Genomic DNA, 21576 nt, shown 5'->3' on the forward strand with positions numbered 1-21576 from the left:
TATACTCCTCACTATAAATTTACTAGATGCTAGCACAAGTTAATAATGTTTTCAATGCTTTATCAATATGCATAACATGCTGTTTGTTAGACTCTAGATAACGTATAGACACAGAATTTTCCTCAACTTCTTTTTTACCTATTATCCAAAACACAGGTATCTTCTTATGAATATGGTTCCGTATCTTGTAGTTTATTTTTTCGTTTGTAGTATCTAGTTCTACTCTTATGTTATGTTCTTCAGCTTTTATTTTTAAAGAATTAGCATAATCAGTAGAATCTTCACTTATAGTTAATATTGATAGTTGTATAGGAGCTAACCACATTGGAAATTTGCCTGAATAATGTTCAATTAATATTCCTATAAATCTTTCAAAAGTACCTAAAATAGCACGATGTAACATTATTGGGTGGTGTTTTTTTCCATCACTGCCTATGTAGTAAGCACCTAGCCTCTCAGGTAGTACGAAATCCATTTGTAAGGTTCCACACTGCCATTCTCTACCAATAGCATCTGTTAATACAAACTCTAATTTTGGTCCATAGAATGCTCCATCTCCCGGATTTAAAACGTAACTTAAATTAGCAGCTTCAACTGATTTCTTTAATGCTGCTTCAGCTTTATCCCATGTTTCATCACTACCAGCTCTGTTTTCTGGACGATCTGAAAATCTTACTAAAATATCAGTGAAACCAAAGTCTTTATAGACTTCCATAAGTAAATTACAAAATTTTAAAGCTTCAGATGTGACTTGACTTTCTGTGCAGAAAATATGTGCATCATCTTGAGTAAACCCACGAACCCTCATTAATCCGTGTAGTGCTCCTGATGCTTCGTATCTGTGGCATGTTCCAAATTCTGCCATTCGTATTGGTAAGTCTCTATAACTCCTAATTTTTGAATTAAAAATTTGTATATGACATGGACAATTCATCGGTTTTATAGCTAAAGTTTTATCTTCTGCTTCACTTAGAAACATATTTTCACGAAACTTATCCCAATGTCCTGATTTTTCCCAAAGCTCTTTGTTTAGTAGTATGGGAGTTTTTACTTCTATGTAGCCATTTCTTTCTAGTTTCTTTCTTATGTATTCTTCTATAATGCGATAAATAGTCCACCCTTTTGTATGCCAGAATATTTGACCGCATGCTTCATTTTGAATATGAAATAACTCTAATTCTTTTCCAATTTTTCTATGATCTCTTTTCTCTATTTCTATTAAGTTATTTAAGTATGATTTTAATTCTTCTTCATTGCGCCATGCTGTACCATAAACCCTTTGTAACCTTTCATTTTTTGAGTTACCTTGCCAATATGATCCAGATACTTTTGTTAATTTAAAGGCTCTTGATGTTTTTGTTGAAGGTGCGTGTGGTCCACGACATAAGTCAGTAAAGTTTCCTTGTTTATAAACGGTAATGTTTTCATTGTTTGGAATATTAGATATTATTTTGACTTTGTAATCTTCTCCTATGCTGGAAAAAAACTTTATAGCTTCTTCTCTAGACCATACTTCGCGTATAAAACTTTCATTTCTATTTATAATTTCTATCATTTTTTTTTCTATTACTTCTAGATCGTCACTAGAAAAATTATGATTCGTTGCAAAATCATAGTAAAATCCATCTTTAATAGTTGGTCCAATAGTTATTTGAGTATCAGGAAAAATTTCTTTTACAGCTTGTGCCATAATATGTGCAGTGTCATGGCGTATAATTTCAAGTGCCTCTTCGCTGTTGATCGTTATTACTTCAAATGTACAATTTTCTGTAATTTCTCTTGATAAATCGTATGATTCTCCATTTACTTTTACAGCTATTGCTTTCTTTTTTAATTCTGGAAATAAATCGTTTACTACATCATGTCCTTTGACTCCACGATAAAATTGCTTACACGAGTTATCATTAAAATAAATGTTTATCATAAAATATTTCAACTATGAGTTATTATCTAGTTTTTTAAGTCACAATTTTATTTTTTTTATTATATCTTAATTTTAAGTGTGTTACATTGTATTTTTTAATTCAACTACTACACTCAATAAGCTTTTATAGCAAATTTAAAGAAGGTTGCAGTTCTTACAACTACAACATGTATTTTTAGTATAACAGATTCTATGACTAAATGACTGTTATTATAGATTAAAAGATTTTATGAAGTTATATCATGGAAGCTATAGAAAAATATAAATTTCTATTATTAGTTGCAATTATATATCTACATCTCATTGACTTAATATGTCTATGTTTTTTATTATGTTGATTATTGTTTTACTTAACTTGAGTGGTTATATAAAGTTATTTATAGTTTCTATAATATTGTTACGTGATGATAGACCAAGGAATGTTAGAAAAAGCTAGAGCTTGTGTTTCTAAACTGATAGAAAATGATTCTAAATTAGTGATAGCTGAATCATGTACAGCAGGGTTAATGTCTTTTTTATTCTCTTGTATTTCAGGAGCATCAAAAGTGTTGGATTATAGCTTTGTTGTATATTCAAATGTATCTAAGACTAAATTTTTAAATATTGATAAAGATCTTATTGATAAATATGGAGCTGTGAGTTCAGAAGTAGCTATTTTAATGGCAGTTGGTATTTTAGAAAATTCAAAAGCTAATGTATCTATCTCAATTACTGGATTTGCTGGTCCTGCTGTTGATGATGAGCAAGTAGGTTTAGTTTATATAGGTTATGCTTCAAATATAGAAAGTGATTATAAAAAATGTTATTTTAATGATATGAGTAGATATGAAGTGCAAATGTCATCAGCAGGTGCAGCTATGGATTTTCTGTTATATAAAATAAGTAAAACTTTATAAATTGAAGCCCTGGGTATTGGTATGTAATAAATTATATCTTGTGACAAATGCATTGTTACTCTATTACTAATAGAAGAAGATTTATGTAGTTTAAAACCTTTTTCAATAAAAATAGAGGCATTTGAAGGAAATTAACTGCAAATTTTGTATAATGGGTAAAACTTGAAAATTTGTAAAAAACAATACACGATACCACTTATAGTCTTCCATTTACAATGATAACTACAACATTAAGTTCTATATAAGCAAAAAATTAGGATAGCTTTTTTGTTCTATCACTACGTTCTTTTATCCTTGCAGATTTGCCAAATAAGTTAATCATATAGTAAAGTTTTGCTCTACGTACTCTACCAAATTTGACAACCTCTATAGATTCTACTATAGGAGAGTATAAAAACACTTGTAATTGAATACTTTCGTTATAACTAATTTTCCTTAAAGTGAATGAGGAGTGTAGACCGTTATTTTTTCTTTTTATACATACTCCTTCGAATATCTGTAAGCGCTCACTTACTCCATCAAAAATTCTCATTCTTACTCTTAGTGTATCACCTGAACTAAACTTTGGAACTTCTTTGTTGGACAACAACTTCATTTGTTGTTCATTAAACTCCTTAAGCAAATCACTCATATATATCTCCATCTATAGTGCCAGTCAATTCAGGACGCCTTTGCTTGGTTATACAGTAAGATTGATTAGCTTTCCAAAGATTAATCTTTTTATGATTCCCAGAGAGTAAAACACTAGGAACTTCTAACCCCCTCCATTTTGCTGGACGTGTGTACTGAGGATATTCCAACTTATAGCTTGAAGTAAAGCTTTCATCACATATGCTTTGTGTATTATTAACCACCCCAGGTATAAGCCTAACACAAGCCTCTATGAGAACCATACAAGCAACTTCTCCGCCAGATAATATATAATCTCCAATACTTATTTCATGAAAATCATAAAAATCTAAAATTCTCCTATCTATTCCTTCAAAGCGACCACATAGTATAGTTATATTAGAAAAATGTGTTAATTGTCCAGAAATATCTTGATTTAATTTTATACCACTGGGAGACATGTATATTAGTTTTGTATTTTTGTTCTTACTTAATACTTCATCTACTGCTGACCCTATAACATCTGCTTTCATTATCATTCCAGGACCACCACCATAAGGTCTATCATCTACGCTTTTGTGTTTATCTTTTGCAAATGACCTTATATCGATAACGTTAAGATTCCAAATACCTTTATTTAATGCTCTACCTATTACTGAATAACTTAATGTTCCTGGAAACATCTCTGGAAATATGGTTAAAACGTTAACGCTAAATGTCACTGCTATTTCCTATAACTTCTGGTGGTTTTATTATTATATATTTTTCTTTAACACTTATATAAGGGAATATGTCTTTTGTAAAAGGTAGCATAGTACTTTTTTTTGAATCAGAAAGACATATTTCTATAATATCACATGACCCAAAATTATGAACTTTCTTTATATTTCCATAAACATTATTGTTTTCTAAAATAACACTTAACCCTATTAAATCGTTGTGGTAAAACTCGTCATTTGTAAGATTTGGTAATTTATTTTTTTCTATAAAGAGCTTTTTGCTTCTTAATAAATCTGCATCATTTCTTGATATTATGCCTTTGATTTTTGCAATTATTATGTTTTGTGATATGACAGATATTATCCTTATTTTATATGTGTTCGTCCCATCAGTTAACGTTCCATAAGATGTAAAATTTTCAGGCTTTTCTGTGAAAGTTCTTATTTTTACATGTCCGTTAATTCCATGAGATGATGTAATTATACCAAGGCATATGAGGTCATTTCTCATTATAATATGTAAACTGTAATTTTATACTATAATATATGCTATGTGTAATTAGCTCAATTATAATTTTGTAAATACTAACTTTTTAGGGTTATTTTGACTCAATAAATAGTTGATTGTATTTATGAAAATTATGTATCTTTAGTGTTGTCAATAATTTTAATATTGATGATTTATACTTAAATTGTTTTCTTTAGCTTATCTAGTATTGAGTTAAGTTGCTGTGTGTTATTGTATTTTATAGTAATACTGCCTTTGTTTTTTAATCCGTTTATTTTAATTTGTAAATTTAATATTTCAGATAATGATTGTTCTAATTCTGTTAGATTTGTTTGAGTTTTGTTCTTATATGGTTTTTGTAAATTTTTAATTAATAACTCAGTTTGTCTTACATTTAAATTTGAAGAAATAATTTTTTGCGCTATTGCTTCTGGGTTTTCTGTATTTATTAAAGCTCTAGCATGGCCAAATGATATGAGTTTATTGTTTATCATCAATTTTATAGAAGGTGGTAAAGATAATATTCTTATCATGTTTGTAATATGACTACGGCTTTTGCCTATAGTAGAAGCTAAATCTTCATGTGTATAAGAGAAAGTATTTGTTAAGTTGAAGTATGCTTCAGCTTCTTCTATAGGTGTTAAGTCTTGTCTTTGTATATTTTCTATAATTGATAATTCTAAACACTGATTATCACTTATTTCTTTGACAATTACAGGTACTGATTTTAATTTTGCTAATATACTGGCTCTCCATCTCCTTTCTCCTGCTATTATTTCATAGCCTTTTTTGTGTGGATTTTTCCTAATGATGATTGGTTGTATTATACCATGTTTGGAAATAGATTCTGCTAATTCTCTAAGGGATTCTTGATCAAATGTTTTTCTTGGTTGTGATGTGCTGGGATTTAATAGATTTATTGGCATTGTGAGGTGAGTATCAGTACTGATATTAGTAATGTTGTTGTTAATTTCTAACGTGTTATTTCCTATTAACTCAAAAATGCCTTTTCCTAATCTTTTTGTCATTTTGAATACCTATTGTTTTTTTGTTTTCTTAGGATTTCTTTTGCTAAGTATATATATGCTTGAGAACCTGCACATTTAAAATCGTAAATGATAGCAGGTTTTCCATGAGATGGGGCTTCAGATAATCTTACATTTCTAGGAATAACTGTTTTGTATACAGACTCTTTCAAATATTTTCTAATGTCTTCTTCTACTTGTTCACTTAGCTTATTTCTTTTGTCATACATGGTTAAGATAATTCCTTCTATTGATAGAAATGGATTGAGATGTTTTTTTACTATTTCTATGGTTTTTATTAAGTGGCTAAGTCCTTCTAGGGCAAAGAATTCACATTGTAAAGGAATGATAATTGAATTTGCAGCTATTAATGCATTTACTGTTAGTAATCCTAAAGATGGGGGACAATCAATAAAAATATAATCGTATGAACTTTTTGCTTCATATAAAGACTTTTGTAGAATAAATTCTCTTTGCTGTACTTGTGTTAGCTCGATTTCTGCTGCAGATAAATCTACTGTTGATGGTAGCAAATGTAAGTTTGGTATTTCAGTTTTTACAACAGCTGCTGATATAGATAAGTTATTAACTAATACTTCATATACTGTGTTTGTTCTTTGTTCATAGGTTATTCCAAATCCAGTGCTGCTATTGCCTTGAGGATCTAAATCTATTAGTAGAGTTTTTTTATTTACTATAGCAAAAGCTGTTGATAAATTTATACTGGTTGTTGTTTTTCCTACACCACCTTTTTGATTTACTATTGCAAAAATTTTACTCATATGAATAATTTACATGTTTTTCAAATTATATACAAGATCGGACTGGTGTCACTGAGTTTTTTATTCTTAAACATTGTAAATGGGAATATAGTGCGAACTTTAATTATGAATTGATACTAATAGGGTTTTTTGTAGATTTTTTATTTGAGTAGTATGTTTCACGTGGAACATAAGGGTTTTTTATTCCTAGTTTATCTAGTAACTTAATTTCAATAGATTCCATTATGTATTGATCTAGTGGTTCTTCATGATCATAATCTAAGATATGTAATAATCCATGAATAAGCATATGGGATGTATGGTGTTCTAACGGTATATTTAAATCGATGGATTCACTTATAAGAATATCTAATGAAATAAAGATTTCTCCTAAATAACAATTCTTGTTTAATTTGTTATATGGGAATGATAACACATTTGTTGGTTTATCTTTTTTTCTGTATTCATAATTTAATTTTTGTAATAAGCTATTGTTTGCTAATACAACAGAAATTATAGGCTTGTATTCATAAATGTTTAAGTCCATTAGGGAGATATTTATAATATTTTTAACAAAATTTTTTGGCTTATTTATTATGTTATACCATTTTCTGTAGTAAACATTGATTTCAATCACAGGACAGTCTCACTTAATTGTAAGATGCAATTCCACTCTTGTTCTGTTACTGGAGAAACTGATAGACGTGGTTGTTTTAGAATTAACATGTTTTTTAGTGTAGGGTTTAATTGTATATCTTTCAAAAAAACGGTCTTATTTAATTTTGTATGTGTTTTGACTTCAACAACACCAAATTTATTATTTGTATCGGGCAGATAAAATTCTTTGTCTATGGATACAATTCCTATTATTCCTTTTTCTTTTCCAGAATGGTAAAAAAAAGCAAGATCATTATACTTCATTGTTTTTAAATAATTTTGAGCTTGATAATTTAACACATTGTCCCATACAGTAACTTTATCATGTACCATATTATCCCATGAGAAATCATGTGGTTCTGTTTTTAAAAGCCAGTAGAACATTACACCTTATTTTTTTCTTAAAAAAGTTGGGATATTAAATGATTCCTCATCCCAATATTCGTTTTTATTAAACTGTATCTTATAATCTGACTCAGAAACTTTATTACTAGATTTTTGACTTTCTACTTTATGATCTTGTTTTTTGATATGACTTATAGAATTAATTATATCTTCTCCCGGATTACTTGGTTTGTAATAGGCAATTTCATTATCTAATGGGTTAAAAGGTTTATTTGATATTTCAGATATATCACTATGGGTTCCTTTGTCTTTAAATGTAGTTTTGTTTTGTATTACTACTTCTTCATTATCTATTCCTGTTGCTAAAACAGATACTCTAATTTTTCCTTCACTTTCTTTGTTAAATGTTGATCCAAATATTATATTAGCGTGACTGTCTACTTCTTCCCTGATACGATTTGCAGCTGCATCGACTTCAAATAAAGTCATGTCTAACCCACCGGTTATATTGATTAATATACCTTTTGCTCCTTTCATTGAAATGTTATCCAATAAAGGATTGGATATAGCTGCTTCAGCTGCTAATATGGCTCTGTTTTCTCCTTCAGCTTCTCCTGTACCCATCATAGCTTTACCCATTTCGCTCATTATTGCTCTAATATCAGCAAAATCTAAGTTAATGAGTCCTGGCATTACCATTAAATCAGTTATACCGCGGACTCCTGTATGTAATACAGTGTCTGCGAGCTTAAATGCATCTGCAAATGTTGTTTTTTCATTGGCGATTCTGAATAAATTCTGATTAGGAATTACTATCAGGGTATCAACATATTTTTGTAACTCTTCTAATCCAAGTTCTGCTGTTCTCATCCGGTGCGCTCCTTCAAAATGAAAAGGCTTTGTAACAACTCCTATGGTGAGAATTTTATTTTCCTTGGCAACTCTGGCAATTACAGGAGCTGCTCCTGTTCCTGTTCCACCACCCATTCCGGCAGTTATAAACAACATATTACTGTCTGAGATTTCTTCAATAATTTCATTTATTGATTCTTCTGCAGCACCTTTACCCACTTCTGGAAGTGATCCTGCCCCTAATCCTTTTGTTAAGTCAATACCTAGTTGAATTTTCTTTTCTGATAAAGAAAGTTCTAATGCTTGTGCATCTGTATTAGCTACTACGAAATTAACGCCATGCAGATTAGATTGTATCATGTTATTAACAGCATTACCACCAGCGCCTCCTACACCAAAAACTGTAATTCTTGGTTTTAGTAAAGATTGGTCTGGTAAACAAATATTTAAAGACATACTGAGCACATAGTAAAGATAACTTAATATACTACGTCAATAAAATAATGCAAATAATTTGATAAATATAGAATAAATTAAGTATGTATATTAACTAATAATAAATTTATGACATTACATGTTTGTATTGATATTAATCATTTAAAAGTGTTTCTACATAAATTAATTGTGCAATGAAAAACTGAATTTTAGTTGAAAATTGTGATATAGGAAAACTAAGATTGTAAAAAAGTATTCTAAATGTATTACCATGTTAATATTATGTGAATTCAATTAACAAGAAGATATCATCTATGGAATGTATAAAAAATTCGGAATGCATGAATAAATGCATTTTTATGATTAATAAAATAAATATTTATATTAATTTTCTTAATTATAGTGTATTATTTTTTAAGTTATATTAATAAACAGAGGTTTTATTATGGAGACAAGTAATAATTTTTTTGATGTTGACTTTTTTATTCAGCAAAATTGTCATTCTAATGTTGATATTTATCATGGTAGGATATATCTCAATGATCCAGAAGATAGTTATTATGCTAGTGGAGATATTGTTAATGATTTGACAGGAGAGAAAGGTACATTAAATATAATAAATCATATTATGACTGGATATTATGAGAAATGTAGTTTGAACATTACTCTTGAACATTATGATCCTGTTAAAGATGTTAACAATACTACATCATTTGATAAGATTTTCCTGGTGTCTATATTAAATGGAATGGATATGGCTTACTTAATTGAGGAACATAGTCTAATATTAATGGATCCGTCGAGAGTAGAAGTTAGTAATGAACCTGCTATGGCTGCTCTTGTATATAGAAGTGAAGGTGACAATAGAGGTCTTAATTTTGTGAATATGGTTAGAGATATTTTTTATCAAGATGAAGGTGTTGAATTAATGAGAAGAGGTGCCTATCTTGATATGTAAGTTTTTATTTAAAATAAATGCTGAGAATATGAGTTATTAATTGTGTGTATAGCTTGTTATGTTGATAACTTAAGCACAGTTTTTTTGTTGCTTATGTTGATACATTATACTTGTTACAGTAGTTTGTATTCAATGTGGTAGTGTTGTGTACTACATAAGTAAAAGTGATTTTGAAAGGGTTTTGTGTAGGTGCGTATTGTTCATCTACTGAAGTAGCAGTAGTGCGATTTCTGTTTTGATACGAAAGTGCCAGATACGTACCTTAATTGGTATTTTTATAACTTTATAAAATCGAAAAGGTTTTTGAGCTTATATAACCATGGTATAATTTAGCTCTGGTTTTCTTTTAATTAAAAGTTTTGAAATTTGTAATCTTCAAAATAGTCAAGCAATTATTTTTGTCAACAATATATAAGCAGGTTAACATTAAGTACCGTGGCAATGTTTGAATTTTTTTCCTGATCCACAAGGGCATTTTTCATTACGTGAAATTTTAGAATGATTAATGTTATATTCTGTTTTTTGTATATCACTTAACTCTATATCAAATTTTAAGTAAGATAGTCTCTGTATTATTAATTCATAGAACTTGCTCATCATATTCTCAAGCATAGAAAATGCTTCGGCTTTAAACTCGTTTAGTGGATCTTTTTGTGCTATAGATCTTAAATTTATTCCACATTTTAGACTATCCAGCGCAGCAAGGTGATCTCTCCATAGGTAATCCAATGACATTATCATGACTTTTTTTACTATATGATCCCATGCCTTTTGATCTTTAGATGTTAATTCTTCTATTTTTTGAGCGAAATGTTCGTCGACGATTTTGTTTAGATATTCTAAAACTTTGTCTATACTTTCGAAATCACTGATAATTCTATAATCCAGAGTGATATTGTATATTCTTGTAAATTCAGATGATAGCGCTTTATATGTATCGTCATCTAAGTTATAATACTTGTCATGGATTGTATTGTTGATTATATCTCTGTTAAGATCTCTATATATAATTGAAATATCATAAGAATCATTATCTAAAATTTGATTTCTTTGCTCAAAAACAACTTTTCTTTGTTCGTTTATTACGTTATCAAATTTTAATAAAGACTTTCTAATATCATAGTTTCTTGATTCAACTTTATATTGTGCTTTTTCAATAGATCTGCTTATCAGTGTATGTTGAATAGCTTCATCTTTTTTCATGCCTAGCTTTTGGAGCACTCCCTTTATCTTATCTGATCCAAATATTCTTAGTAAATCATCATCTAATGATAAGAAAAATTTAGATAACCCTGGGTCTCCTTGTCTACCAGATCTTCCTCTTAATTGGTTGTCAATTCTTCTGCTCTCATGACGTTCTGTACCAATTACACACAATCCCCCAGCTTGTATTGCTAGTTCTTTATCTTTTTTTACTTTTTCTGCAAGTTGTTTATATTTTATTTCTATTGCTTCTTTATCTGTAGTATTAGCAAGGGCTGTTTTTGCTAACATTTTTAGATTTCCTCCGAGCTGTATATCTGTCCCTCTACCAGCCATGTTTGTAGCAATAGTAATTGTTCCAGGTATTCCAGCCTGTGCTATTATATATGCTTCTTGTTCATGATAACGTGCATTTAATACGGAATGTTTTAATTTATTTTTTGTTAGTAACTTAGATAGCATTTCCGATTTCTCAATGCTTACTGTTCCTACTAGTACAGGTTGCAGTTTATGATGACATTCTGAAATGAATTTTATAACAGCATTGAATTTTTCTTCTTCTGTATAATATATATCGTCGTTTAAATCTATTCTTTGAACAGGTATATTTGTTGGAATTTGTACAACTCGTAAATTATATATTCCCAAGAATTCTTCTGATTCAGTTATTGCTGTGCCAGTCATGCCAGAGAGTTTTGTGTACATTCTGAAGTAATTTTGAAATGTAGTAGAAGCCAATGTTTGATTTTCACTGTTGATATTTAGCTTTTCTTTTGCTTCAAGTGCTTGATGTAATCCATCTGAATATCTTCTTCCATCCATCATGCGACCTGTAAACTCATCTATGATTACTATGTTGCCATTTTTGATTATGTAATCCTTATCTAAGGTGAACATTTTGTGTGCACGTAATGCTTGAGTAATATAGTGCATAATTATAATGTTATCGATGTCATACAAGGATGTATTAGAAGAAATAAGATTATGTTGAGTTAATAAATTTTCAATTTTTATTATTCCAGCTTCAGTTAGGAAAATATTTTTACTTTTTTCTTCTAGCTCATAATCTTCTTCTGTTAATTCATATATCAAATTGTCTATTTTTTTGTACATTTTAATATCTTGGTCGACTTGTCCAGAAATTATTAAAGGAGTTCTTGCTTCATCTATTAATATTGAGTCAACTTCATCGACTATTGCATAATTAAATCCTCTTTGTACCATGTCTTTTTTAGAGAATTTCATGTTATCACGTAGATAATCAAACCCTAAGTTATTGTTTGTTGAATATAATACGTCACAGTTATAGGCGTTTTTTCTTTCTAAGTCGTTCGTATCAGTTAATATACAGCCAACTGTTATTCCTAATGCATTATATAATTCTCCCATCCAGTCAGCGTCACGTTTTGCTAAATAATCGTTTACTGTTACTATATGAACTCCTTTTTCTTCTAATGCATTTAAATATGCAGCTAGTGTTGCTACTAAAGTTTTTCCTTCACCCGTTTTCATTTCGGATATCATTCCTTTATGCAAGACTATTCCACCTATGAGCTGTACATCAAAATGCCTCATATTTAGTACTCTTCTTGATGCTTCTCTTACCACAGCAAAGGCTGGTACTAAGATGTCATCTAAAGTTTTCCCATTTTTAAGTTCTTCCTTGAACTCTATAGTTTTATATTTTAATGCTTCATTAGAGAGAAGTTGAATTTCATGTTCTATTGCATTTATATCCTGAACTATTTTATGAAATGATTTTATTACCCTGCTATTTGTCGAGCCAAATATTTTGTGTGCAATACTAAGCATAATTAAATTAATATTTAATTTATTAGGTTGTGAATTATATGGCTAAATAAGGCAAAAGTACAATAAAATTAGCAACAGGTTGCGTAAATGTTTTTTGTATTTCATGTGCTGTAAAGAATTATGTATAACGTAATAGTTTTCATACGTTTAATTATATATATTTAAATATGTATAAATGAATGACTAGTACTTAATTGCATAATGTATTTATAACCCAGTATTAAAAAGCTTTTTTTAGAAAGGTATCATAGTATATGTAAAAGCTAGTTTTTTGTATAAAATAACCCAACATACTTTAAGACATCACTAACTGTGAAACGGATGCTTACGAAAGGTAAGCATCCGCTTTACTAGCATTCAACACTAATTAACTTACCTTTAATAAAAAAACAAAAGCATTTAGAAAAGATATTACTGTTGATTTTGTGTTACTTCATCATTATCAGCAGGTTTCTCATTTTCTCCCGGCTTCTTTGAACTATGTAATGACACTGTAATGTTTTCATCCCCAAAAGTAATGTTATTTCCTTCAAAATGAAGTACTGCTTCTCCAGTGAATGAATGTAAAACAGGAAGTTCTGGATGAATTACACATTGTTCGAATAAGTAATGAGCAACATAATGATTTTCTAAATCATCATCATTTCTCAATATATCTCCGGAGAAATGACCAAAAGTTCCAACACCAGCTTGTAGCTTAAGCCCAGCGTCGAAGCTCCCTTCATTATCCACGATAACTTGCCCTGCATACTCTGTTCCGTTTGCATTAATGTGAACGTCGAATTCATTACCAAAAATATCCATTATGGCCTACCTAAATTTATTAATAATCATATTATATCTTATGAGGATAATAAAACAATATGTTTTGTTTGATATTAAAAACAAGTTATCAAAGATCCTAATTTTTTTCTTTGACATCAAAAAATAATATGTATTTTAATTTACTTAAGATGTTCTATATTTAAATTTTTAAGTATAAGTGTATTCTATACTACGTAACTAGTGAAAACTAGAATAGAAATAATTATATAATTTTGAAATAACAGAAGCTAGATTTTGTCTGTAAGTGAATTTAATGTCAGTATTGTGGTTCAACTTAATTACCGTACCTGCTTTCAGCCCGCTGTACTGACTATATATACAATATATTTTATATGTTAAGGGTAAAATTTATAGCTATAAAACTCAGCACTTTCACTGTGCTGTATTGAATTGGTAAACTTTTTTACCAACAACAAAAGGCATAGGCCAGTTTTTTATACATAAAAGAATATGTTGGTTATTCTATAGAATGGTTTTTATGTATTACCTTTATAGAATTTAAACATGAACTTATCATATCCTCGTTTAGTACTATAGAAGTATCACCTTTATTAAAAACCAAGGCATGATTTTCTTGATCAAAATTAACTACAAATTGTTCTGTTATTAATTTTAATAAATTTTGCTCAGCATTGTTTTTATGTTGTTCAAATGTGAAGTTAACAATGTATTGATTATTTATGGATGTGGGAGATAGTGTAACTAGAAACTTAGAAATACAATTGTCGTTAAAAATATAACTGTTATTAGGCAAACTGGTTAAACTAGAAGCACTAGAAGCATGAAACGTGCTATTATCTATAGGATCTACTGAGATTTTTGTTTCATGGTAAAGTTCTGAGTCGTTCATTATTATACCTAACATGCAAATGAATTGTGTATATAATCTATAACAATTAGTATATGAAAACAATATATCTTCTGGTTTTTTTTATTGCAGGATTGCACTATTATTCTATAAACATTAAATTATGTAAGTCTTATAATAAGAGTCATATTTAGTTTTGAATTTCTGATAGTTTTTTACAGGGTATTGCCAAACTAAATAGGACAAAATGTTTACAGTAGGGTTGTAATAATTTATGAGTTTCAGTATCAACTGCAATGTAGTTTTATGTGTTTGTAATATGGCTTAAACTGGTCAATTTGATGAATGTTTCGTATATAAATTTTCTATTCTATAATTTTAATCATATGTAATGATTGTTCATGTTATGTACAAATTAAGAAATATATTGGTTAGGTGTATATAAATAAGTTTGTTTTTATTTAAATTGTTAATGTTTGTATTGTACAGTATTAGTTATTATTACTGCTAGATAAGTTAATTTATGAAGTATAGAATTGTAAAAACTTTGATAATAATATTAATACCTTCTTATTATTTCTCATGTTTATTGGATATATTAAGTATTTTTCCAGCAGATCAAGTCCTATCTTTTTGCGTATTTCATGTAGATTAAATGCTTCTTTTTAACATATTAAGGATTTTTTTGTAAGTGAAAACATATATGATAATAAGTATAGAAATTGATAGAGTTGTATGTATGTGGGAAGGAGTAAAGAATAGTATTTTTTAAATATTGGCAAAGATTTTAATGGTTTTTCTCAGATAGGTATGTTTTAAAATATAACGACAATGTTTTTTTAGTTATCTTTTTGTATTAGAATATTTATTTGAAATTTAACAATTAGGACTTGAAGAAGCTTGATATTGTAGATATATAGGGGACATTTGACGAACGATAATAAACATTGCTTAGTAAAAGCTAGATGTGTGAAATAGGATATTATCTTACACTATGATAAATATTTATTACGATTTTTACAATATGTAATGCTAGTATTATTTCCTCGTCTTGTATGGTTATCGGAGAAGATGTTATTAAAATTTTTGACTTAATAAGATGTAGACTTTCTTTTACGGCAAAATGGGAATCAATTACTTAAGTATCTCAGTATATTTATTAATCTATACGTGGAATGGTTTGTAGTGGAATGATATTCTCTGATGTAATATTCCATAAGCTTCTTTTCTATTTTCTCTTAATGTTTGAGTAGTAGCCAAGTTAGATTAAGGTATTTTTTGTAAGATTTATCAAAACAGGTAGGGAATTTACATATAATTGGTTACTAATTAAGAAGTGAAGTCCTACATTGCTATTTATATAATAAGTGTTCTTTTTTATGGTTTATAATATTTGTATAGTGCAAATAGAATTATGTACAATTGCTTGACTTGGCATGGTTTGTCATAGTAAATTACCATAGTTTACCTTGTTATTAATGGATTTAAAATGAATTACAAAAAATTTATTATAGGTGTTGCATTGAGTACATTGCTTTCTTTTTTACCTTATAGTTCTTTTTCTAGTACAAACATTCCTGAGGGAGGGAATGGGCTTTACGTAGGTACTCAGTATAAAGTTGGTGTTCCTAATTTTAGTGATTTTTCAGCACAAGAAACACTTCCTGGACTTACAAAGAGGATTTTTGCTTTAGGTTTTACCGAATCTGATATTACTACTCATTCTGGTTTTAAACAAGTGTATAACCCTACATATGCAAGTAATTTTGCTGGTTTTAGTGGTGTTATCGGGTATTATGTTGACGATTTTAGAATAGAATTTGAAGGTTCGTATGAAAGTTTTGAGCCTGAAAGACAATGGTATCCTGAAGGAAGCGAAAGTTACAAATTTTTTGCTTTATCTCGTGCTGATACTATGGCAGATAATAAATTTATAGTGCTAGAAAACAATGGAGTTATGAATAAGTCTCTTAATGTGAACTTTTGTTATGATGTTGCGCATGGTCAGGTTCCTTTGGCACCGTATGTATGTGCTGGTGTTGGTGCAGATTATATAAAGTTTTTAGGCAGATCCTTACCTAAGTTTTCTTATCAAGTTAAGTTTGGTGTTAACTATCCTGTCAGTGTTAATATTATGTTGTTTGGTGGAGGTTACTACCATAGGGTTGTAGGTAACAAATATGAGAGAGTAGAAATAGCTTATCATCCTTCTGCTTTTACTGATGTTCCTAAAACTACCTCAGCTTCTGCTACTTTAGGTACTGACTATTTTGGTTGGGAAGTTGGTATGAGGTTTGCACTGTAGGATTTTATTATTAAGTATAAATTTCTTGTAATTTCTATTGTGGGGAATTAGGTGATAGTTTTCCTATTTTAGTTTATACCACGCTAATTTCTTACGTAATCATAGTGTATTTAAAGTCCTGATTATTTTTGTTCCGCTACAGTTATGCTTTTGTATGGCTGTAGTTACGGAAAATGCCAAGTGACACACTGTTGTTTTTGAATAAAGGGGCTGTCAGTAAAATAAATTTGAAGATTGATGAAGTATATTAGTGATTTTTTGGCATTAGATCTACAATTACTTTAACTAATAAGCAGCATTATAGAATTCCCACTAGTTTAGGCTAACAATTACAATGTATGTAGTAAAAACTAATTTATAAGGACAGTGTAATTGTTAGCATATTTGTAATAGTGCAAATCTAGCTTTTATCTTATATACAAAACTACTTAAACAACATGTATTACTAAATTAGAAGGCAAACCTTCCTCCAAGTTCTATGCCAAAATGGCATACGTTTAGTGTTACTATTGCAAAGTGGTTTCCTGCAAGAGTTGATCCACTAGGTACTATAGCAGGAATATCTTTAAATTCATTCCCTATTACTTTATGGAAGTGTCCACCGACAAACACAGAAGCTTCTGGACTTATAGAATAACTTAAGCCTAATTTTCCTTGGTAAGAAATCTTAGGATTTGTAGTTTCAAACATAGATACTAAGTCAGTACCAATACCAGCACATATGTAAGGAGAGAAAGGTATTCCCTCTGTTGTTACATCATAACATGCATTTAGCATAAATGATATATCAGCTAAACCTTCATTTTTTAGCACAACAAATTTGTGTTCTGTAATTGTGTCCTGTTGAGACAAAGCGTAATATCTATGAGCTTCATTCTTGTAGTTATTACCCTGATTTTTAACATCAAATGTTTCATAAGACACTTCAAACTCTACTCTTGGACCATCCATTGAATAACCAATAGCTCCTGCAAAGCCTAAAAATGGGTTATTTTCGTACTTGAATGAATAATTTGAAATTGTGAATACATTTGTTGGACTAGAACTAGATATTGCAGACCCATCCCAATCTTGTTTTAAGCCAAATATTTTAGCTGTTGCATTTTTTTCTTCTTTAGCTGAGAGTACTCCAAAATGAGAAGCACTTGGCATATATTTTCCACTAATATAGAAATTACCACTAGCATTACTATCCTGTATTGGATCAGAAAATGATATTCCAGGTAAGAAAGATATTAATGATATTAGTGCACTTTTTATAAAAATTCTTTTGCAATTCATACATAACCTAATAGTGACAAATAAATTAACAATAGTAGAACTATAAAATAAAAGCAAGTCTGAATATAGATTTTGGTGTAAAATATCGGTTACTTTTGTAAGAAAAATTTAATATATTATGCAAAATTGTAATAATGGGGTGTGCTTTGTTCTAAACATCTTATGTGTACATAATTTTGTGTAAAAATAGTAAAAGAATATAATGGATTTTGCTTTAGTAAGTTTTGTCCCCCCCCCCCCTATTATTGCTACATTCTTTTGCCACTATTTTCTTTTTTTGTCTGCAGCAATAATGAAAATAATTTTAGATCATTTTTAACATGTGGCAACAACAAAATTAGAAGCTAAACCTTCCTCCAAGTTCTATTCCAAAATGACATACACTTAGTGTTACTATTGCCATATCTGGAGTTGCCGTTGATGAAGCAAACGCTTTAAGGGTAGGGATGTCTTTGAATTCACTTCCTATAACTTTATGAAAATGCCCACCAACAAATACAGAAGCTTCAGGACTTATAGAATAACTTAAGCCTAATTTTCCTTGATAAGAAATTTTAGGATTTGTAGTCTCAAACATAGATACTAAATCAGTACCGATACCTGCACATATGTAAGGAGAAAAAGGTATTCCATCTGTTATTATATCATAGCACGCATTTAGCATAAATGATATATCAAGTAATCCTTCGCTTTTTAGTAGAACATATTTGTTTGATGCAGGTTTGGTGGTGCCATCTTCTCGACCTAAAGCACAGTATTTATGAGCATCGTTTTTATAATTATTACCCTGATTTTTAACATCAAATGTTTCATAAGACACTTCAAACTCTACTCTTGGACCACCCATTGAATAACCAATAGCTCCTGCAAAGCCTAAAAATGGGTTATTTTCATATTTAAATGAATAACCTTTATTTTTAAAATCATCATCAGTATGTGCTGATGCTCCTACACCTGTCCAATCTTGTTTTAACCCGTATAATACTACAGTAGGATTTTTTTCCTCTTTAGCTGAAAATACTCCAAAGTGAGAAGCACTTGGCATATATTTTCCACTAATATAGAAGTTACCATTAGTGCTACTATCCTGTACTGGATCAGAGAATGACACTCCGGGTAGAAAGGACATTAATGATATTAATGCTGTTGTCATAAAAATTTTTTTGCAATTCATATTACACACCTAAAATAATGAAAATAAGCTAACAATAGTGGAAGTATAAGGTAAATGCAAGCTAGAAGGTAACTTTTTACGAAAAATATCTGTGATTATTGTAAGAAAAATTTAATATATTATGCAAAATTGTAATAATGGGATGTGCTTTGTTCTAAACATCTTATGTGTACATAATTTTATGTAAAAATAGTAAAAGAATATAATGGATTTTGCTTTAGTAAGTTTTGTCCCCCCCCCCCCTATTATTGCTACATTCTTTTGCCACTATTTTCTTTTTTTGTCTGCAGCAATAATGAAAATAATTTTAGATCATTTTTAACATGTGGCAACAATAAAATTAGAAGCTAAACCTTCCTCCAAGTTCTATTCCAAAATGACATACACTTAGTGTTACTATTGCCATATCTGGAGTTGCTGGTGATGTAGTAAAAGCTTTAAGAGTAGGAATGTCTTTAAATTCACTTCCTATAACTTTATGAAAATGCCCACCAACAAATACAGAAGCTTCAGGACTTATAGAATAACTTAAGCCTAATTTTCCTTGATAAGAAATTTTAGGGTTTGTAGTTTCAAACATAGATACTAAATCAGTACCAATACCTGCACATATGTAAGGAGAAAAAGGTATTCCATCTGTTATTATATCATAGCACGCATTTAGCATAAATGATATATCAAGTAATCCTTCGCTTTTCAGTAGAACATATTTGCTTGCTGTAGGTTTGTTGCTGCCATCTTGTTGGGTTAAAGCACAGTATTTATGAGCATCGTTTTTATAATTATTACCCTGATTTTTAACATCAAATGTTTCATAAGACACTTCAAACTCTACTCTTGGACCACCCATTGAATAACCAATAGCGCCTGCAAAACCCAAGAAGGGGTTATTTTCATATTTAAATGAATAACCTTTATTATTAAAATCATCATCACTATGTGTTGATTTTCCTACACCTTCCCAATTTTGTTTTAACCCGTATAATACTACAGTAGGACTTTTTTCCTCTTTAGCTGAAAATACTCCAAAGTGAGAAGCACTTGGCATATATTTTCCACTAATATAGAAGTTACCATTAGTGCTACTATCCTGTACTGGATCAGAGAATGACACTCCGGGTAGAAAGGACATTAATGATATTAATGCTGTTGTTATAAAAATTTTTTTGCAATTCATATTACACACCTAAAATAGTGAAAATAAGCTAACAATAGTGGAAGTATAAGGTAAATGCAAGCTAGAAGGTAACTTTTTACGAAAAATATCTGTGATTATTGTAAGAAAAATTTAATATATTATGCAAAATTGTAATAATGGAGTGTACTTTATTCTAAACATCTTATGTGTGCATAATTTTGTGTAAAAATAGTAAAAGAATATAATGGATTTTGCTTTAGTAAGTTTTGTCCCCCCCCCCCCTATTATTGCTACATTCTTTTGCCACTATTTTCTTTTTTGTCTGCAGCAATAATGAAAATAATTTTAGATCATTTTTAACATGTGGCAACAACAAAATTAGAAGCTAAACCTTCCTCCAAGTTCTATTCCAAAATGACATACACTTAGTGTTACTATTGCCATATCTGGAGTTGCCGTTGATGAAGCAAACGCTTTAAGGGTAGGGATGTCTTTAAATTCACTTCCTATAACTTTATGAAAATGCCCACCAACAAATACAGAAGCTTCAGGACTTATAGAATAACTTAAGCCTAATTTTCCTTGATAGGAGATTTTAGGATTTGTAGTTTCAAACATAGATACTAAGTCAGTACCAATACCTGCACATATGTAAGGAGAAAAAGGTATCCCATCTGTTATTATATCATAACATGCATTTAGCATAAATGATATATCAAGTAGTCCTTCGTTCTTTAGTAGAACATATTTGTCTTTTGTAGCGCTGCTGCTGCTGGTAGCTTGTTGATCTAAAGCACAGTATTTATGAGCATCGTTTTTATAATTATTACCCTGATTTTTAACATCAAATGTTTCATAAGACACTTCAAACTCTACTCTTGGACCACCCATTGAATAACCAATAGCTCCTGCAAAGCCCAGAAAGGGGTTATTTTCATATTTAAATGAATAACCTTTATTATTAAAATCATTATCATTATGTGCTGATGCTCCTACACCTGTCCAATCTTGTTTTAACCCGTATAATGCTGCAGTAGGACTTTTTTCCTCTTTAGCTGAAAATACTCCAAAGTGAGAAGCACTTGGCATATATTTTCCACTAATATAGAAGTTACCATTAGTGCTACTATCCTGTACTGGATCAGAGAATGACACTCCAGGTAGAAGGGACATTAATGATATTAATGCTGTTGTTATAAAAATTTTTTTGCAATTCATATTACACACCTAAAAATAGTGAAAATAAGCTAACAATAGTAGAAGTGTAAGGTAAATGCAAGCTAGAAGGTAGCTTTTTACGAAAAATATCTGTGATTATTGTAAGAAAAATTTAATATATTA

The 21576-nt window shown here is 29.7% G+C and carries 19 protein-coding genes; 3 read left to right on the top strand and 16 right to left on the bottom strand.

The features are described 5' to 3' along the window. Positions 1–22: 22 nt before the first annotated feature. Complete coding sequence (thrS, locus tag EHF_RS00125) at positions 23–1924, bottom strand: threonine--tRNA ligase (protein ID WP_044193888.1); 1902 nt, start codon at positions 1922–1924, stop codon at positions 23–25. Positions 1925–2328: 404 nt separating this feature from the next. Between thrS and EHF_RS00130 the strand changes: the two genes are divergently transcribed. After that, positions 2329–2820 carry a CinA family protein gene (locus EHF_RS00130; RefSeq protein ID WP_044193890.1) on the top strand — a complete coding sequence of 164 codons (492 nt, stop codon included), beginning with the start codon at positions 2329–2331 and terminating at the stop codon, positions 2818–2820. Positions 2821–3073: 253 nt separating this feature from the next. On the opposite strand, the gene rplS is transcribed toward EHF_RS00130, so the two are convergent. The 8 genes from rplS to ftsZ form a co-directional block, all read right to left on the bottom strand. Beyond that, a complete protein-coding gene (gene rplS / locus EHF_RS00135) occupies positions 3074–3451 on the bottom strand; it encodes a 50S ribosomal protein L19 (protein WP_044195724.1) in 378 nt (125 codons plus the stop codon). After that, positions 3444–4151 (bottom strand): tRNA (guanosine(37)-N1)-methyltransferase TrmD, encoded by a 708-nt coding sequence (gene trmD, locus EHF_RS00140; protein ID WP_044193892.1) that lies wholly within the window; start codon positions 4149–4151, stop codon positions 3444–3446. Before trmD ends, rplS begins: the two co-directional genes overlap by 8 nt. Then, positions 4141–4659, bottom strand: a complete 519-nt coding sequence (rimM, locus tag EHF_RS00145; RefSeq protein ID WP_044193895.1) for a ribosome maturation factor RimM — start codon at positions 4657–4659, stop codon at positions 4141–4143. Before rimM ends, trmD begins: the two co-directional genes overlap by 11 nt. A 176-nt stretch (positions 4660–4835) precedes the next feature. Further along, a complete protein-coding gene (locus EHF_RS00150) occupies positions 4836–5684 on the bottom strand; it encodes a ParB/RepB/Spo0J family partition protein (protein ID WP_044193897.1) in 849 nt (282 codons plus the stop codon). Further along, positions 5681–6463 carry a ParA family protein gene (locus EHF_RS00155; RefSeq protein ID WP_044193899.1) on the bottom strand — a complete coding sequence of 261 codons (783 nt, stop codon included), beginning with the start codon at positions 6461–6463 and terminating at the stop codon, positions 5681–5683. Before EHF_RS00155 ends, EHF_RS00150 begins: the two co-directional genes overlap by 4 nt. Before the next feature lie 103 nt (positions 6464–6566). Next, positions 6567–7079, bottom strand: a complete 513-nt coding sequence (gene ybeY / locus EHF_RS00160; RefSeq protein WP_044193901.1) for an rRNA maturation RNase YbeY — start codon at positions 7077–7079, stop codon at positions 6567–6569. Then, positions 7076–7483 (bottom strand): EVE domain-containing protein, encoded by a 408-nt coding sequence (locus tag EHF_RS00165; RefSeq protein WP_044193903.1) that lies wholly within the window; start codon positions 7481–7483, stop codon positions 7076–7078. The genes ybeY and EHF_RS00165 overlap by 4 nt, the downstream gene beginning before the upstream one ends. A gap of 6 nt (positions 7484–7489) precedes the next feature. After that, positions 7490–8752 carry a cell division protein FtsZ gene (gene ftsZ, locus EHF_RS00170; RefSeq protein ID WP_044193905.1) on the bottom strand — a complete coding sequence of 421 codons (1263 nt, stop codon included), beginning with the start codon at positions 8750–8752 and terminating at the stop codon, positions 7490–7492. Positions 8753–9176: 424 nt separating this feature from the next. Between ftsZ and EHF_RS00175 the strand changes: the two genes are divergently transcribed. After that, positions 9177–9689: a hypothetical protein gene (locus EHF_RS00175; RefSeq protein WP_052349263.1), complete on the top strand. Its 513-nt coding sequence runs from the start codon at positions 9177–9179 to the stop codon at positions 9687–9689. A gap of 426 nt (positions 9690–10115) precedes the next feature. Here the strand turns inward: EHF_RS00175 and secA are convergent, their stop codons facing one another. The 3 genes from secA to EHF_RS00190 all read right to left on the bottom strand — a co-directional run bounded on the left by secA (position 10116) and on the right by EHF_RS00190 (position 14379). Beyond that, positions 10116–12704, bottom strand: a complete 2589-nt coding sequence (secA, locus tag EHF_RS00180) for a preprotein translocase subunit SecA (protein WP_044193907.1) — start codon at positions 12702–12704, stop codon at positions 10116–10118. Between the two features lie 411 nt (positions 12705–13115). Beyond that, on the bottom strand, positions 13116–13508 hold the full coding sequence (locus EHF_RS00185) for a hypothetical protein (RefSeq protein ID WP_044193909.1): 393 nt from the start codon (positions 13506–13508) through the stop codon (positions 13116–13118). Between the two features lie 478 nt (positions 13509–13986). Next, a complete protein-coding gene (locus EHF_RS00190) occupies positions 13987–14379 on the bottom strand; it encodes a hypothetical protein (protein WP_044193911.1) in 393 nt (130 codons plus the stop codon). 1447 nt (positions 14380–15826) lie between these two features. On the opposite strand from EHF_RS00190, the gene EHF_RS00195 reads away from it, so the two are divergent. Next, entirely contained in the window at positions 15827–16642 is an 816-nt protein-coding gene (locus EHF_RS00195) for a P44/Msp2 family outer membrane protein (RefSeq protein ID WP_044193912.1), read from the top strand. Positions 16643–17092: 450 nt separating this feature from the next. On the opposite strand, the gene EHF_RS00200 is transcribed toward EHF_RS00195, so the two are convergent. From EHF_RS00200 to EHF_RS00215, 4 genes are all read right to left on the bottom strand, one after another. Continuing rightward, positions 17093–17923 (bottom strand): P44/Msp2 family outer membrane protein, encoded by an 831-nt coding sequence (locus EHF_RS00200; protein WP_044193914.1) that lies wholly within the window; start codon positions 17921–17923, stop codon positions 17093–17095. Positions 17924–18260: 337 nt separating this feature from the next. Next, positions 18261–19097: a P44/Msp2 family outer membrane protein gene (locus tag EHF_RS00205; RefSeq protein ID WP_044193916.1), complete on the bottom strand. Its 837-nt coding sequence runs from the start codon at positions 19095–19097 to the stop codon at positions 18261–18263. A 340-nt stretch (positions 19098–19437) separates the two neighbouring features. Next, positions 19438–20274, bottom strand: a complete 837-nt coding sequence (locus tag EHF_RS00210) for a P44/Msp2 family outer membrane protein (RefSeq protein WP_044193918.1) — start codon at positions 20272–20274, stop codon at positions 19438–19440. Positions 20275–20613: 339 nt separating this feature from the next. Then, on the bottom strand, positions 20614–21453 hold the full coding sequence (locus EHF_RS00215) for a P44/Msp2 family outer membrane protein (RefSeq protein WP_044193920.1): 840 nt from the start codon (positions 21451–21453) through the stop codon (positions 20614–20616). Between the last annotated feature and the right edge of the window lie 123 nt (positions 21454–21576).

The sequence above is a fragment of the Ehrlichia japonica genome (assembly GCF_000632845.1).
GTDB classification, from domain to species: domain Bacteria; phylum Pseudomonadota; class Alphaproteobacteria; order Rickettsiales; family Anaplasmataceae; genus Ehrlichia; species Ehrlichia japonica.

What these genes read in the sequence shown, in the direction of transcription:
- thrS (WP_044193888.1), bottom strand. Translation starts at nt 1,924, where the DNA reads ATGATAAACATTTATTTTAATGATAACTCGTGTAAGCAATTTTATCGT.
- EHF_RS00130 (WP_044193890.1), top strand. Translation starts at nt 2,329, where the DNA reads ATGATAGACCAAGGAATGTTAGAAAAAGCTAGAGCTTGTGTTTCTAAA.
- rplS (WP_044195724.1), bottom strand. Translation starts at nt 3,451, where the DNA reads ATGAGTGATTTGCTTAAGGAGTTTAATGAACAACAAATGAAGTTGTTG.
- rimM (WP_044193895.1), bottom strand. Translation starts at nt 4,659, where the DNA reads ATGAGAAATGACCTCATATGCCTTGGTATAATTACATCATCTCATGGA.
- EHF_RS00150 (WP_044193897.1), bottom strand. Translation starts at nt 5,684, where the DNA reads ATGACAAAAAGATTAGGAAAAGGCATTTTTGAGTTAATAGGAAATAAC.
- EHF_RS00155 (WP_044193899.1), bottom strand. Translation starts at nt 6,463, where the DNA reads ATGAGTAAAATTTTTGCAATAGTAAATCAAAAAGGTGGTGTAGGAAAA.
- EHF_RS00165 (WP_044193903.1), bottom strand. Translation starts at nt 7,483, where the DNA reads ATGTTCTACTGGCTTTTAAAAACAGAACCACATGATTTCTCATGGGAT.
- ftsZ (WP_044193905.1), bottom strand. Translation starts at nt 8,752, where the DNA reads ATGTCTTTAAATATTTGTTTACCAGACCAATCTTTACTAAAACCAAGA.
- EHF_RS00175 (WP_052349263.1), top strand. Translation starts at nt 9,177, where the DNA reads ATGGAGACAAGTAATAATTTTTTTGATGTTGACTTTTTTATTCAGCAA.
- secA (WP_044193907.1), bottom strand. Translation starts at nt 12,704, where the DNA reads ATGCTTAGTATTGCACACAAAATATTTGGCTCGACAAATAGCAGGGTA.
- EHF_RS00185 (WP_044193909.1), bottom strand. Translation starts at nt 13,508, where the DNA reads ATGGATATTTTTGGTAATGAATTCGACGTTCACATTAATGCAAACGGA.
- EHF_RS00190 (WP_044193911.1), bottom strand. Translation starts at nt 14,379, where the DNA reads ATGAACGACTCAGAACTTTACCATGAAACAAAAATCTCAGTAGATCCT.
- EHF_RS00195 (WP_044193912.1), top strand. Translation starts at nt 15,827, where the DNA reads ATGAATTACAAAAAATTTATTATAGGTGTTGCATTGAGTACATTGCTT.
- EHF_RS00200 (WP_044193914.1), bottom strand. Translation starts at nt 17,923, where the DNA reads ATGAATTGCAAAAGAATTTTTATAAAAAGTGCACTAATATCATTAATA.
- EHF_RS00205 (WP_044193916.1), bottom strand. Translation starts at nt 19,097, where the DNA reads ATGAATTGCAAAAAAATTTTTATGACAACAGCATTAATATCATTAATG.
- EHF_RS00210 (WP_044193918.1), bottom strand. Translation starts at nt 20,274, where the DNA reads ATGAATTGCAAAAAAATTTTTATAACAACAGCATTAATATCATTAATG.
- EHF_RS00215 (WP_044193920.1), bottom strand. Translation starts at nt 21,453, where the DNA reads ATGAATTGCAAAAAAATTTTTATAACAACAGCATTAATATCATTAATG.